This window comes from Enterobacter asburiae (assembly GCF_024599655.1).
Taxonomy (GTDB): Bacteria; Pseudomonadota; Gammaproteobacteria; order Enterobacterales; family Enterobacteriaceae; genus Enterobacter; species Enterobacter asburiae_D.
The window spans coordinates 1834458-1849367 of sequence record NZ_CP102247.1 but is presented as its reverse complement, the minus strand read 5'-3'; the positions used below and the strand labels follow the sequence as shown (position 1 = coordinate 1849367).

At 56.6% G+C, this 14910-nt stretch carries 9 protein-coding genes and 1 tRNA gene; 8 read left to right on the top strand and 2 right to left on the bottom strand.

Features of this window, described 5'->3' with window-relative positions:
- The first annotated feature begins 83 nt into the window (after positions 1 to 83).
- The 7 genes from NQ230_RS08685 to NQ230_RS08655 all read left to right on the top strand — a co-directional run bounded on the left by NQ230_RS08685 (position 84) and on the right by NQ230_RS08655 (position 12184).
- Complete coding sequence (locus NQ230_RS08685; protein WP_257260781.1) at positions 84 to 1826, top strand: IucA/IucC family protein; 1743 nt, start codon at positions 84 to 86, stop codon at positions 1824 to 1826.
- A complete protein-coding gene (locus NQ230_RS08680; RefSeq protein WP_257260779.1) occupies positions 1826 to 2773 on the top strand; it encodes a GNAT family N-acetyltransferase in 948 nt (315 codons plus the stop codon). Before NQ230_RS08685 ends, NQ230_RS08680 begins: the two co-directional genes overlap by 1 nt.
- Positions 2770 to 4512 (top strand): aerobactin synthase IucC, encoded by a 1743-nt coding sequence (gene iucC, locus NQ230_RS08675; RefSeq protein WP_306671196.1) that lies wholly within the window; start codon positions 2770 to 2772, stop codon positions 4510 to 4512. The genes NQ230_RS08680 and iucC overlap by 4 nt, the downstream gene beginning before the upstream one ends.
- The gene (locus NQ230_RS08670) at positions 4509 to 5834 is read left to right on the top strand and encodes a lysine N(6)-hydroxylase/L-ornithine N(5)-oxygenase family protein (protein WP_121424333.1); all 1326 of its coding nucleotides are present in this window, start codon (positions 4509 to 4511) and stop codon (positions 5832 to 5834) included. Before iucC ends, NQ230_RS08670 begins: the two co-directional genes overlap by 4 nt.
- Positions 5835 to 5860: 26 nt before the next feature.
- Positions 5861 to 8050 carry a TonB-dependent siderophore receptor gene (locus NQ230_RS08665; protein ID WP_121424334.1) on the top strand — a complete coding sequence of 730 codons (2190 nt, stop codon included), beginning with the start codon at positions 5861 to 5863 and terminating at the stop codon, positions 8048 to 8050.
- Between the two features lie 164 nt (positions 8051 to 8214).
- A tRNA-Asn gene (locus NQ230_RS08660) sits at positions 8215 to 8290 on the top strand.
- 288 nt (positions 8291 to 8578) lie between these two features.
- Positions 8579 to 12184 (top strand): AAA domain-containing protein, encoded by a 3606-nt coding sequence (locus NQ230_RS08655; RefSeq protein ID WP_257260776.1) that lies wholly within the window; start codon positions 8579 to 8581, stop codon positions 12182 to 12184.
- Between the two features lie 117 nt (positions 12185 to 12301).
- Here the strand turns inward: NQ230_RS08655 and NQ230_RS08650 are convergent, their stop codons facing one another.
- Both NQ230_RS08650 and NQ230_RS08645 read right to left on the bottom strand, forming a co-directional pair.
- Positions 12302 to 13261, bottom strand: a complete 960-nt coding sequence (locus NQ230_RS08650; protein ID WP_257260775.1) for a quinone oxidoreductase family protein — start codon at positions 13259 to 13261, stop codon at positions 12302 to 12304.
- A gap of 45 nt (positions 13262 to 13306) precedes the next feature.
- Positions 13307 to 13696, bottom strand: coding sequence for a RidA family protein (locus NQ230_RS08645; RefSeq protein ID WP_109845238.1), 390 nt, complete (start codon positions 13694 to 13696; stop codon positions 13307 to 13309).
- 141 nt (positions 13697 to 13837) lie between these two features.
- Here NQ230_RS08645 and NQ230_RS08640 point away from each other — a divergent pair, with 141 nt between their 5' ends.
- Positions 13838 to 14764, top strand: coding sequence for a LysR family transcriptional regulator (locus NQ230_RS08640; protein WP_257261328.1), 927 nt, complete (start codon positions 13838 to 13840; stop codon positions 14762 to 14764).
- The last annotated feature ends 146 nt before the right edge of the window (positions 14765 to 14910 follow it).

The window sequence follows — 14910 nt, the reverse complement described above, 5'->3', positions numbered from 1 at the left end:
AAATATTGCAAAAATGGTTGCGACTGTAAACAGAATGAATATCATAACGAGAATTATTATCAATCATGGAATGAGGTACATCTATGCGTGCTCTGCCCCGCTCTGCCGGTACAGACGTTGCAGCCCAGTGTTTTTTAAACGCCCTGTTGCGCGAAACGAAGGACTGGCGCTATCTCCCTGCTACCGCTGCGGATGCGTTACCGGACATTCATATTCCGCTGTCACAAACCCAGGCTCTTCGGGTTCCGGTACGCTATTTCTCTCCTACCCAGCATCATCAGTACCGTTTCCCGGCAACGCTTATTCAAAGCAACAGTGATGACGGTGACGCCGTCACATTTGATCAACTGGTTGATTTAATTCTTGAAAAACCGTCAGTAAAAGGCTCGCTTGATGCCGATACGCTGGCGCGTTTTAAGCAGCGCGTTCTCGAAAGCCATGCGCACACCTGGCAGGCGATCGATCTGCGCCACAGCTGGGCAAACCTGCGCGATAAGCCGCTGACGTTTGCCGAGGCGGAACAGGCGCTGCTGGTCGGCCACGCGTTTCACCCTGCACCGAAGTCGCACGAGCCCTTCAACGAAACCGAGGCGCGTCGCTATCTGCCCGATTTCGCCTCCCGCTTCCCGCTGCGCTGGTTTGCCGTTGAGAGCACGCTCGTTGCTGGCGACAGCCTGAACGTCTCGCTGCGCGAGCGTCTGCTGCGCTTCGCGGCCCAGAGCGCGCCTGAGCTGCTCGGCCATTTCACCGACACCCGCTGGCTGCTGCCGATGCATCCGTGGCAGGCCGACTATCTGCTGGAGCAGGAGTGGTGCCTGCGTCTGGCGGAAAACGGTTCATTGCAGGACCTGGGGGAAGCGGGCGCGCAGTGGCTGCCCACCAGCTCGTCCCGCTCGCTGTACAGCGAAACCAACGGCGACATGATTAAGTTCTCCCTCAGCGTGCGCCTGACCAACTCCGTGCGCACGCTGTCGGTCAAAGAGGTTAAGCGCGGAATGCGCCTGGCGCGCCTGGCGAAAACGGAACGCTGGCAAGATTTGCAGGCTCGCTACCCAACCATGCGCGTGATGCAGGAAGACGGCTGGGCGGGGCTGCGTGACGAAAACGGCACTATTCAGGAAGAGAGCCTGATGGCCCTGCGCGTCAACCTGCTGTTCGATACCCCTGAAACACAAACCAACGTGCTGGTGAGCCTGACCCAGGCCGCGCCGGACGGCGGTGATAGCCTGCTGGCCTCCGCGGTGCGCCGTCTGAGTCAGCGTCTGGAATTACCGCTCGCCCAGGCCGCCCGCTGCTGGCTGGACGCCTATTGCGACCGCGTATTACTTCCGCTGTTCAGCGCCGAGGCGGACTACGGTCTGGTCCTGCTGGCGCACCAGCAAAATATCCTCGTTGAGATGCAGCAGGATTTCCCCGTCGGGCTGATCTACCGCGACTGCCAGGGCAGCGCGTGGACCGAAGGAGCCGACGCGTGGCTGAAAGAGGCGGGCGAAACGGAGGTGGAAAACCGCTTCGGTGAGAGCCAGCTGCTGCGCTACTTCCCTTATTATCTGCTGCTGAACTCTACCCTTGCCGTCACCGCCGCCCTCGCCGCCGCAGGTTTCGACAGCGAGGAAAGCCTGATGTCCCGGGTGCGCGACGCGCTGGCGGAACTGCGCCGTACGGCAAAGCAGACCCGCTGCCTCGACTACGTGCTCGACAGCCCGACCTGGAACTGCAAAGGCAACTTCTTCTGCTACCTGCACGATCGCAATGAAAACACCATCGCCGATCCGGCGGTGATCTATTTCGACTTTAGCAACCCGTTTTACAAGGAGAAGGCGTAATGGCAATCGCGAATATCGTCCATTCCGGCTATGGCTTTCGCTGCACCACAACGGATCGCGCGCTGCCGCTGACGTTGGGTCTCGACGGCAGCGCGGTGCTGGAGCGTCTGAGTGGGATGCCGGACGGCTGGCTGGTCGAAGCCCTGGATCAGCTGTTTGTTGCCGCACCCTCGCTGACCGGCATTACCCTGCCCTGGGCGACCTGGCAGGATGAACCCCAGGCGCAGGCGCTGTTTAGCCTGGCCCACGGGGACTATCTGGCACGCGAAACCTTCTGGCAGCTGCCGCTGTGGCTGAAAGGTGAACAATCACGGGCCAGCGGCGGGATGCAGTTTGATGAGAGCCGTCAGCTGTATTTCCCGCTGCGTCCTCATCGCCCGCAGGGCGAAGTGTACCGTCGTTACGATCCGCAAATTAAGCGTACCCTCAGCTTCCGCGTGGCCGACGTGGCGCTGGACGGCGAACGCTTTACCCAATGGATGAACAACCCGCGCGTGAACGCCTTCTGGGAGATGGCGGGCCCGCAGGCCGAGCAGGAAAACTACCTGCGCCGCCAGCTTGACTCGACGTACTGCTACCCGGTTATCGGCTGCTTCGACGACCAGCCGTTCGGCTATTTTGAGCTCTACTGGGCGGCGGAAGACCGCATTGGCCGCCACTACCGCTGGCAGCCGTTTGACCGCGGCCTGCACATGCTGGTGGGCGAAGAGAACTGGCGCGGCGCGCAGTACATCCGCAGCTGGCTGCGCGGGTTAAGCCATTATCTGTATCTCGATGAACCGCGCACCGCGCGCATTGTCGCCGAGCCGCGCTTCGACAACCAGCGCCTGTTCCGCCATCTGGCCTCCGCCGGTTTCGAGACGATGAAAGAGTTCGACTTCCCGCACAAGCGCTCGCGCCTGATCGTGAGCCAGCGTCACCGCTTCTTCAGCGAGGTGGAACTGTGAACGCGCTCTGGCAGAAAGTGAACCGCGAGATGGTGGCGAAGATCCTCGCCGAGCTGGAATACGAACGCACCCTGCGCGCTAAGCCGGTTTCGTCGGACGGCTGGCGCATCACCATGGGCAACGAGTCCTGGCAGTTTCGCGCCGCGCGCGGGATCTGGGGCTGGCTGCATATCGACCCGGACAGCCTGATCGCCGACAGCGGCGAAGCCGTCGAAGCGGAACGCGCGCTGCTGCAGCTGGCGGCGGTGCTGGAGATGAGCGACGCGCAAACGGCAGAGCACATGGAAGATCTCTACGCCACGCTGCGCGGCGACATTCAGCTGCTGCAGGCGCGTGAAGCGCTGGACGCGGACGCGCTGATCCACCTCGACCCGGACGAATTACAGTGTCTGATGAGCGGTCACCCGAAGTTTATTTTCAACAAAGGCCGCCGCGGCTGGGGGCTGGACGCGCTCCGTCAGTACGCGCCGGAGTATCGCGGACGTTTTCGTCTGCACTGGGTTGCCGTTCAGCGGGAGCATCTGGTCTGGAGCAGCGACGTCGATTGCGATATCAACGCTCTGCTGGCGAGCGCTATGGACAACGCCGAGCGCGCCCGCTTTGACGCCCGCTGGCAGGCGCTGGGGCTCGACGACGGCTGGCTGCCGGTGCCGCTGCACCCGTGGCAGTGGCAGCAGAAAATTGCCATTCATTTCCTGGCGCAGCTGGCGCGCGGAGAGATGGTTGAGCTGGGCGAATTTGGCGATGAGTATCTGGCGCAGCAGTCCCTGCGAACGCTCACCAACGCCAGCCGTCGCGCGCCGTTTGACATCAAGCTTCCGCTGACTATCTACAACACCTCCTGCTATCGCGGCATTCCAGGCAAGTACATTGCCGCCGGGCCGCTGGCCTCGCGCTGGCTACAGCAACAGTTTGCCACCGACGCCACGCTTGCCCGCTCTAGCGCGCAGGTGCTGGGCGAACCCGCCGCCGGCTATCTGTCGCATCCGGGCTATGCCGCGTTGCCGCAAGCGCCCTACCGCTATCAGGAGATGCTGGGGGTGATCTGGCGCGAGAACCCATCCTGTTATTTAGAAGACGGTGAACAGGCGGTGCTGATGGCGGCGCTGATGGAAACCGACAATGCAGGGCGCCCGCTGATCGACGCGTGGATTAAACGCTCGGGGCTAAGCGCCGACGCGTGGCTGGAAAAGCTGTTTGAGGCAACGGTGATCCCGTTCTACCACCTGCTCTGCCGCTACGGCGTGGCGCTGATTGCCCACGGCCAGAACGTAACGCTGGTGATGAAGGATTACGTCCCGCAGCGCATCCTGCTGAAGGATTTCCAGGGCGATATGCGCCTGGTGGATGAGGATTTCCCGCAGGCGCAGAGCCTGCCGGAGCAGGTGAAGGCCGTCACGGCGCGCCTCAGCGCGGATTACATCATTCACGACCTGCAAACCGGCAACTTTGTGACGGTGCTGCGCTTTATCTCGCGCCTCACCCTGCAATGCGGCGTGAGCGAACCCCGTTTCTATCAGATCCTGGCGCAGGTTTTACACCGCTATATGGCCGCGCACCCGGAGCTTGCGGAGCGCTTTGCGACGTTCGACCTGTTCAAGCCGCAAATTATTCGCGTGATCCTCAACCCGGTCAAACTGACCTTCTCCGAACACGACGGCGGCAGCCGCATGCTGCCGAACTACGTTACCGACCTCGATAACCCTCTTTTTCTCGCCTCCCGGGAGTCAGCGCAATGAAAACCTATGATTTCATCGGCATTGGTATTGGCCCGTTTAACCTCAGCATCGCCGCTCTGGCCGAAGGGCTGGACGGTTTTAGCTCGCTGTTCCTTGAGCGTAAACCGCACTTCTCCTGGCACCCGGGAATGATGGTGCCGGACTGCCACATGCAGACCAGCTTCCTGAAGGATCTGGTCAGCGCCGTGGAGCCGACCAACCGCCACAGCTTTCTGAACTACCTGGTGCAGCGCAAAAAGTTCTACCGCTTCCTGACCACCGAGCAGCGCACCGTCTCCCGCGAGGAGTTTGCGGACTACCTGTGCTGGGCGGCGGAAAACCTTACCAACCTCGCCTTCAGCCAGCAGGTGCAGCAGGTGAGCTTTGATGAGAAAAGCGGCCTGTTTGAAGTGGTGACCCAGCGCGACCGCTTCCTGGCGCGCCACGTCTGCGTGGGGATTGGCAAACAGATCAACCTGCCTGACTGCGTCACCGTTCAGGACGATACCTGCTTCCACGCCAGCGAGATGATGCTGCGCACGCCGGATCTTGCGGGCAAGCGCGTCACCGTCGTCGGCGGCGGCCAGAGCGGAGCCGACCTGTTTTTGAATATCTTCCGCGGCGAATGGGGCCAGCCGCTGAGCCTGAACTGGGTATCGCGCCGCAATAACTACAACGCGCTGGATGAAGCCGCCTTTGCCAACGAGTATTTCACGCCGGAGTACGTGGACAGCTTCTCCACGCTGGGCGAAGAGGCCCGTCGTCAGATGCTGCACGAGCAGAAGATGACGTCCGACGGCATCACCACCGAGTCCCTGCTGGCGATTTACCGCGCGATGTACCACCGCTTCGAAGTGCTGCGTGAAAAACCCTGGGCGCATCTCCTGCCGTCCCGCTCGGTGACGTCCCTGACGCGCCAGGAAAACGGACATCGTCTGAGCATTCAGCATCACCTCGACGGCGGCCGCGAGCAGCTGGAGAGCGACGTGGTGATTTTCGCCACCGGCTACCGCGCCGTTCAGCCCGCGTTCCTCGCGCCGCTGTCTCATCGCCTGCATCTGGATACGGACGAAGCCTTCTGCATCAACAACGATTTCACTCTCGAATGGGACGGCCCGCAGAGCAACCGCCTGTTCGCCGTGAATGCCGGGATGCACCGTCTCGGCATTGCCGAACCCCAGCTCAGCCTGATGGCCTGGCGCGCGGCGCGGATCTTGAATCGCGCGCACGCCGACGAGCCGTTTGAGCTGGCCACCACCCCCGGCGTTATCCACTGGCGCACCACAGCCAGCCCGGACAGCAGCCAGGTTTTTAAATCATTAGCAAAAACCACCGAGTACTGACACACACAATCAGGATCAACATAACAATGAAACGTTCTCATCTTTGGGTTTTAAATCCTTGCTTGCTTGCAATGCTTTCTACCTCTGCGTGGGCGGAAGAACAAAAGGAAGAAAATATCGTTGTCTCCGCCAGCCGCGCGCACCGCAGCGTGGCGGAGATGGCGCAGACCACCTGGGTCATTGAGCGGGCTGAAATTGAGCAGCAGGTTCAGGGCGGGAAAGAGATTAAAGAGGTGCTGGCGCAGCTGATCCCCGGCATGGACGTCAGCAGCCAGGGGCGTACCAACTACGGCATGAACCTGCGCGGCCGCTCTATGATGGTGATGGTGGACGGCGTTCGCCTGAACTCGTCCCGCAGCGACAGCCGCCAGCTGGACTCTATTGATCCGTTCAACATTGACCGTATTGAAGTGATCTCCGGCGCCACCTCACTCTACGGCGGCGGCAGCACCGGCGGCCTGGTGAACATCGTTACCAAAAAGGGCCAGCCGGAGACCGAAGTTGAGTTCCAGACCGGGACAAAGAGCGGATTTAACAGCCACAACGATCACGATGAGAACGTATCGGCAGCCGTAAGCGGTGGCAATGACAACGCCTCCGGTCGTCTGTCGGTGTCGTATCAGCGCTACGGCGGCTGGTATGACGGCAACGGCGACGAGGTGATTATCGATAACACCCAGACCGGCCTCCAGTATTCCGACCGTATTGATGTGATGGGCACGGGCACCATCAACATTGACGATCATCAGCAGCTGCAACTGACGACGCAGTACTACAAGAGCGAGTCCGACGGCAAGCATGGGCTGTATCTCGGGAAGAATTTCTCGGCGGTAACGGGGGATGCGACCGCCTACAACAAAGGTAATCTTGATTCTGACCGCGTACCGGGTACCGAGCGCCATCTGATTAACCTGCAGTACTCCAATACCGACTTCTGGGGCCAGGATCTGGTCGCGCAGATTTACTATCGCGACGAGAGCCTGACCTATTATCCGTTCCCGACACTGACCAAAGGCGTGGTGAGCAGCATCGGCGCGTCCCAGCAGAAAACCGATTTTTACGGCGGCAAGCTGACGCTGAACAGCAAGCCGGTGGACGATTTAACGCTGACCTGGGGTGTGGATGCCGACCACGAAACCTTCGATGCTAACCAGCAGTTCTTTAACCTGAGCAAGGCCGCGGCGAGCGGCGGCATGGAGCTGGATAACGCCTACAACGTGGGCCGTTACCCGGGCTACAGCATCACCAACCTCGCCCCGTTCCTGCAGGCCAGCTACGACATTGACGCCATCACCCTGAGCGGCGGCGTGCGCTACCAGTACACCGAAAACAAGGTGGACGACTTTGTCGGTTACACCCAGCAGCAGGCTATCGCCACCGGGAAAGCCACCTCCGCAGACGCGGTGCCGGGCGGGAAAACCGATTACAACAACTTCCTGTTTAACGCCGGGATCCTCGGTCGCCTGACCGAACAGCAGCAGGTGTGGTTTAACTTCTCCCAGGGCTTCGAAATTCCGGACCTGGCGAAGTACTACGGCTCGGGCACCTATCAGCTCAGCAACGGTCACTACCGCCTGCTGAACAGCGTCAACGTGAACGACTCGAAGCTGGACGGCATCAAGGTCAACGCTTATGAGCTGGGCTGGCGCTACACCGGCGATAACCTGCGCACGCAGGTCGCGGCGTATTACTCGCTCTCGGATAAAACCATCACCATCAACAAGACGGATATGACCATCAACCTGGAAGACGACAAGCGTCGTATCTACGGGGTGGAAGGTCAGGTGGACTATTTCTTCACCGACAGCGACTGGAGCACCGGTGCGAACTTTAACGCCATTAAGTCTGAAACCCGCGAAAACGGCAAATGGGAGAAGCTGACGGTCGACAGCGCCAGCCCGTCGAAGGCCAGCGCATGGGTCAACTGGGCGCCGGGCGACTGGACCCTGCGCGTGCAGAGCACGCAGACCTTTGACGTGTCAGACTCCGACGGCAAGAAGATCGATGGCTATAACACGGTCGACTTCCTGGGCAGCTACGCCCTGCCGGTGGGTAAGGTCAGCTTCAGCGTGGAAAACCTGCTGGACAAAGACTACACCACCGCCTGGGGCCAGCGCGCGCCGGGGCTGTATAGCCCAACCTACGGCGCACCGGGCCTGTATACCTATAAAGGCCGCGGACGAACCTTTGGTCTGAACTACTCCGTACTGTTCTGATCCTGCGCGCCGCCTGCGGGCGGCGCTTTTTGCTGTGTAATTTCAACGCAAATTTGCCATAAAATCAGCAATTTGCTGAAATTGTCGGCAAACGAACGAAAAGTTTAATTTCCCCCTTTGACAAGGTGAACGCAGGTCGATACTATGCGCCCCGTTCACACGATTCCTCTGTAGTTCAGTCGGTAGAACGGCGGACTGTTAATCCGTATGTCACTGGTTCGAGTCCAGTCAGAGGAGCCAAATTTGAAAAGCCTGCTTTTGAAGCAGGCTTTTTGCTTTTCATCATTCCCACGCTAGCTCAAGATAGCTTCCCGCCTGGCAGGCTCTTCATTTGCAGTGCCATAAGAATGCGTTCCAGTTGTTTGAACGCTAACTCCTCTCAGTCAAACTGGAAATCTTATTAGCCGCTGTAACTCATATTATGTCTCCATACAAAGATGTCCCCATTGGTAGGGTTAAAATATCTGCCTCTGTGTTATTCTCTAACCATTAATTTCAGGGAGATACTCAGGTTAAGGTTCTTTTAGCATGATGCAAAACTCGTCTAAGGATATCCTTTCAGCGTGGCATGATTATGTAAAATTCAGTGGCGCAGAAAAGAGTAAAATACCGGCCAGCAAGGTACATGAGTACCAACAACTCATGCTCGGTATAAATAACTGTGAAGAAAACCAGAGCGGAGTAGTACTCCGTGTTACGCCTGAAATGCGCAACCACTGGCGCCGGCGTTTCGTCAAATATGACGAAAAGGGTAAAATTACCCATGTTGAACCTGTTAACCTGCTATTTCCGGTACTCCGCTGTATCGAAAATGAGCGAGGTAAGGCCAATGTAAAATACCTTCCGCTCTTCTCTTTCCCCCTCCCAAAATCATTTTTTGAACAGAACGAAAACACCCTGCTAGTTCCCGTCAAAGATGGACAACTTGTTAGCGCATTCCCCTTCGCTTTTCGCGAAATGTTTGGTGTTCAGTTGGATGAGCTCGGTGAAAATCGTCATATGATGAGTATCGTTAGCGCGCTCACAGGATGTAAATATGACACGTTCCTTGAGGCGTTTAAGGCTCTTCTGAAATGGGTCACTCAGCAATCAAACAGTAAATATCAGGGGCTGGAAAATGCGTTTAATGCCCTGGTGGCTCCGCTGCATAATGAGGATTACAACCTCAAGCGTGATGCGGAAGATTTCACCTGGCTTTGTGATAACGCGGTTGGTGATTTCCCGTTGCTGGAGCAGTATCTCAGCCATATTCATAGTGACGAGAAGGCCCCGTATATTCACGAAGTGGTGACTGGCGGTTTGTTTGAAACGCATTATCCTCTGGGTCATGGGCAGATGGCGGCAATACAGGCGATTAATCAGGATGAGCGCCTGATTGCCGTACAAGGTGCGCCGGGTACGGGTAAAACCACGCTATTCAAGTCACTCATCGCACAACAACTGGTTGCCAGAGCACTGGCGATTGCTGATGGAAAGGACCAGAACTTCGGCATGCTGGTCACGTCCACTGCAATAAAAGCGGTGGAAAATATCATTGACGATCTGCGCAGTGACCCTGCAACTCAGGATCTTGACTGGTTATGGTTTCATAGCGGCTCGAACGAACAGGTTCAGCATGAGCTTACCCGGCTTGAGAAACTGATTAGTCGCTGGCGACAGGAAAGCTATGACCAACAGCAGCAGCACAATTTTCTAGCGGTTTTACTCAAGCATCGCGACGAGATGAACGCTTGTTACCGGGCGTATCTGAATGAAAAGGCAGTCGCGATACAATCTGTCGTGGATTGTGATCTGGACACCCGACTAGCAAAAGAGCTACCGGCTCGTTTCATGGAAAAAATTCCCCCGCTCGCCGTTCATGCACAGGTACTCGGCATTGATGTTTCGCTTCATCACCCCGACGACCTGGATACCTTAGCCAGTCAGTTAGAACAGCGCCTGCAGGAATTTAGGGAGATAAAAACGCAGCGTCTACTGGCCAGCAGAATTTACCAGACGTTGCAGGCGACATGGCCGCAACAGCATAGTCTGGAGCAGATACTTAGCTGGATGGATTCACCGCTACGCCCGGCCCTGGAACTGCATTACCGCGACTATCCGCGTAAAGGGATAAAGCGTTATCTGGCTCGTTTTTTCGAGAGGAAATATCCAGCAAGGCTGCGACAGATGAGCCTGGCTGCACCGGAGGACTTTCGCAAATTCAGTCTTTCTTCCCTTCCCCATCATCAGCTGGCTGCTCTGGCTGATGCTGGAGAAATGCTTTCACAGCAGGTAGATAGCTTAGCGCTACTGGCGCTGCTCCTGCATGCAGAACCCGAAGCTCAACAGGAAGTTGACCTGCAGGCTCTTAATACTGAAGTAGCACAATTGCAGGCACAATGGCGTCAGGTCATCCAGGCGCAACAGCTAACGGCACAGTATCAACAGCTTTATCCGGAAGGTAACTGGTGCGACATTTTGCGTAAACGCTTTATCAGGCAACACAGAGAAATGTTTGAAGCCGCTATCGGTTATCTCTGGCAAGAGCAACTGAAGCGGAAAATTGAGCTAGAAGAGGTACTGACTCACTGGCGAGCGTTGATGAGTAAGCGCCTCAGTGCGGGCTATTATCGCTGGCTGGATAAGCTTGATGATTTCTATCGCGCACTGTCTCTTGTATATCCGGTAATGGCGACCACGCTGGTTTCCGCGTGGAAGGTTGCGGGTTATCGTAAGCTCGATGACCTCAAGGGGCATAAACCATGGCACCTGGCACTGTGCGACGAAGCGGGCATGATTTCGCTTGAATCCCTGGTGCCTCTATTGAGTCGCAGTGAGAAAGCGATGATTGTTGGCGATCCTCTGCAAATTGAACCCATCAGAAACCTGTCAGAAAACCTCCAAACACAGTTGCGTGAGCGTCATTTCGCCAGCAACAATACGTTGTATGAGCGTGTCTCACCTGCAAGCGTCACGGGCTGGCACCGTGCTGCTGGTACGCTTTCCGGCAAGGTAGACGATACGGGTAATGGCATCATTCTCGATGAGCATCGCCGGTGCCAGCAACCTATTGCCGACCTTTTCATCCGACTGGCGAACTATCATGGCGTCAGCGTGGAAACGGCGCCCCCTTCCAGCCGTATTGCCAGCGCGTTTGAGAAATCAGGCGGACATCATTTGATGTTCTACAGCGTAGAAGGCCAGAAAGGCGATATGGTTAACACTAATCTGGATGAAGTTGATGCTATTGAGCTATTGCTGGATAAGCTGGAAGAAGCTGGTTACGATCTGACTGCCGATGTTGGCATCGTCACTCCCTATAGCAATCAGAAGTCATTGTTGATTAAACGTCTTGCGCAACGAATGAATCACTGGCAGAAAAACTGCATTGGTACAGTGCATCAGTTTCAGGGCGTAGGCTTTGAGGTCATCATTTATAGTCCGGTTATTTTTCATCCTCTTGATAATCCGAATTTTCAAAACGACGCACCAAACATGCTGAATGTCGTGGTTTCACGCGCAAAGCAGCAATTTATCGTCGTAGGTAACCATCATCGATTGCGGCAAGCAGGTGGATACCTGAAAGTCCTTGCGGATAGCGTTGCCGAAAGCTTCCTTCTTGAACAAGGTAGCCAGCATCCGAATTTTGCCAGCCTTAGCCAGACCCCCCGTCTACAGCGTTATTATCGCGACTGCGAACATATTGCCGCATTTAGCGCGCTGGCCAGCCAGTGTGAACAGGAGCTGGTTATCATCGCTCCATGGATCCGTCGAGGAGGTAAGAATTATCAGAGGCCGGAGCTGGCGCAGTTGGTAGCCACGCAGCGGCGTGGTGTCAGGGTTAAAGTTTATTACGGCTACTATCATCAGCGCATGGATCGAGCGGATGATAATGATGAGACTCTGGTTGCCGAGTACCGTGAACAATTAGGAAAAGAGAATATTATCCGGTTGACGGAAGGGACACATGAAAAGGTAATGATGATCGATGGCCGCTACATTGTTCTCGGGAGTTGGAACTGGCTATCTCATGGTTATCACCATAGCTGCGAGCGCAGTGAACAGTTCACTAATGCGATTCGCCATGAGATTAGTGCAGAGCTGGATGATGCGTCGCTGGTGAAGGAGCTTAGGGAGAGGTTACGGCTGGAATAACTGACTCATTGAATGCTCCCCCAATTTGAAAAGCCTGCTTTTGAAGCAGGCTTTTTTTATTTTCATTTTCTCCTCCGCATTGGGAGAATTTCCGGGCCAGGTTGAGGCCTCCCTCTCTCAAGGCTTCATAACAATACGGCCAAGCGGTTTCGCTGTCTCAGCGTATTCATGGGCCGCGGCGGCGTTAGCCAGAGGGAAGACACGGTCAATGACCACCCTGAGGCGCCCTTCTGCCACAGCCTGCAACATCTCGTCCACACTTGTCCGGACGCCGGGCCTTTCAAAAAGAGGTCCCATGAATACTCCCATGAGCGTCTGGTTAGACTGCATTGACGGCCACAGGTCGACAGTCAGGCTTCCACCGCCCGCATTACCGACGAAGACGAGACGCCCTTCCGGAGCGAGTGCCGAAAGCGAAACAGGCAGCGTCGTCCCTACCGGATCGATGACGAGGTCAACACCGGTGCCATGGGTGTACTCTCGGACACTGTCCACGACGTTATTCTCTACACGATCCACGACATGATCGGCACCAAGTTCCAGCAACCGGTTTATTCGCTGCGTTCCGCTTGCCACGGCGATGACCCTCGCGCCGGCTTGTGAGGCAAGCTGAACCGCCGCGAGCCCCACGCCCCCCGCTGCAGCCTGAATCAGGACGGTTTCTCCGCGCCGAAGCATCCCTCGTGTCAAAAGGCAGTGGCGCGCGGTTCCAAAAGAGATCGGTACCACCGCCGCTTCTGCTGCATCCACCCCGTCCGGTATAAGCCAGGTGCGTTCCGCAGGCACAGCCCAACGTTCCGCATGCGATCCCTGCATGCTAAAAGCAGTCACTCTGTCCCCAACCCTTCGGCTACTGACTTTCGCCCCGACGGCAACAACTGTCCCCGCAGCCGCGTAGCCGACGATCCATGAAGGAAGAGGCGGCGGAGTTGAGCGCCGGTTGATCAGATCTCCCCCTTCAATAGAGATAGCCTCGACAGAAATCAGGACGTCGTCAGGCCCGGCGACCGGATCCGGGACGTCGACATACTGCAGGACGCCGGGAGCGCCTTCCACGTCATAAACCGCTGCTTTCATCAGTTTTCCTCTGTCTTTTTTCGACCGGCGCAAAGCCACGTAACCCTAGGGCAGCCTGGCAATCACCTTAATCTCAAACTGGAACCCGTACAGCCACGTCACGCCGATCCCGGTCAACGTAGGATAAGGCGCTTCCCCCCAATATTCTGGCAGGATACTCCAGATAGCGTCGAGGTTTGACTCGGGATCGACGACAAAAAGGGTAACGTCAACCACGTCATCGAACGTGCAGCCCGCAGCCGTAAGAACAGCGTTAAGGTTATCGAATGCCAGCCGGATCTGCGCGTTGAGATCCTCTTCAGGCGAACCATCCTCCCGGCTACCAACCTGCCCCGAAACAAACAGGAAGCCGTTAGATTTGATGGCGGGTGAATAGCGATTGCGCTCATAGAGCGCCTGGCGTCCGAAGGGAAAAACTGCTTCGCGTGTTGTCATGTTAGTACCTGTGTAATGGGGCGAAATCTGCCCGCTGAACATAAAGACACTTTACAGGCGCAGGATCCGGCGGATAAACAAGCGACTTTGTCCATCATTGTTTGTAATATCCAAACAATCGGTAAAAAGAGAGGACAAGGGATGGATCGTTTCGATGCGATGCGCGCCTTTGCTCGCGTGGTGGAAGCAGGCAGTTTCACAAAGGCTGCCCAGACGCTTCATATGAGCAAAACCACGGTGACGCAGCTTATTCAGCAGCTGGAAGCGCGCCTGCGCGTCAAGCTGCTCCATCGCACCACCCGCAGGCTCGGTGTAACTCCTGATGGCGCGGTCTACTACGAGCGCGTCATCCGTCTGCTGGCGGACATGGAGGATGCTGAAAACAGCCTCTCCAGTTCGGCGATGACGCCCAGGGGACGGCTACGGATAGACGTGCCCACGCCTCTCGCTCGCCTGGTGCTGGTGCCTGCGCTACCGGCTTTTCACGCGCGCTACCCTGACATCCAGTTCGATATGGGCGTGAGTGACCGGGTGGTGGATCTGATCGGCGATAACGTGGATTGCGTCCTGCGGGGCGGCGAAATCAATGACCAGTCCCTGATCGCACGCCATGTCGGTGATTTGCAAATCGGTGTTTACGTCGCACCGAGCTATGTGGAACGCCTTGGCGTCCCTGCGCACCCGCAAGAGTTGGAAAATACGGACCATCGCATAGTGGGATTCTTGTCCTCACGCACCGGTAAGATTGATCCTCTGGTACTGCACGGTGAGAGTGAACATATTGAAATCAAGAGCAGCTATGTGCTTGCAGTGGATGATGGCAACGCCTACCTCGAAGCTGGGCTGGCGGGATTAGGCGTGATTGCGCTACCCGTCTATATGGCGGCAGCACATCAGGCTTGTGGCTCCTTAATTCCGCTATTTGAGCAATGGCGTATTCACCCAATGCCCCTGTACCTGGCATTTCCGCCGAACCGCCATGTCAACGCCAGGCTGCGCGTTTTTATTGATTGGATTGTTGAATTGATGCAGCAGCATGTCCCTAATTCCAATAATACCAGTCCCTGATTCGCTCATCAGGGTATTGGTTTATCTCCTGCCGTTACCAGAATACGCCATTCTCCTACTGGTTCCTCTTATGTATTCCACTGCTAAATATAATTATTAATATCAATAACACATAACTATCATTCAGCATTAATTGATCGACAAAA

Coding starts and splice junctions, on each gene's coding strand:
- NQ230_RS08655 (WP_257260776.1), top strand. CDS start 8,579: ATGATGCAAAACTCGTCTAAGGATATCCTTTCAGCGTGGCATGATTAT.
- NQ230_RS08680 (WP_257260779.1), top strand. CDS start 1,826: ATGGCAATCGCGAATATCGTCCATTCCGGCTATGGCTTTCGCTGCACC.
- NQ230_RS08670 (WP_121424333.1), top strand. CDS start 4,509: ATGAAAACCTATGATTTCATCGGCATTGGTATTGGCCCGTTTAACCTC.
- NQ230_RS08645 (WP_109845238.1), bottom strand. CDS start 13,696: ATGACAACACGCGAAGCAGTTTTTCCCTTCGGACGCCAGGCGCTCTAT.
- NQ230_RS08685 (WP_257260781.1), top strand. CDS start 84: ATGCGTGCTCTGCCCCGCTCTGCCGGTACAGACGTTGCAGCCCAGTGT.
- NQ230_RS08665 (WP_121424334.1), top strand. CDS start 5,861: ATGAAACGTTCTCATCTTTGGGTTTTAAATCCTTGCTTGCTTGCAATG.
- NQ230_RS08650 (WP_257260775.1), bottom strand. CDS start 13,261: ATGAAAGCAGCGGTTTATGACGTGGAAGGCGCTCCCGGCGTCCTGCAG.
- NQ230_RS08640 (WP_257261328.1), top strand. CDS start 13,838: ATGGATCGTTTCGATGCGATGCGCGCCTTTGCTCGCGTGGTGGAAGCA.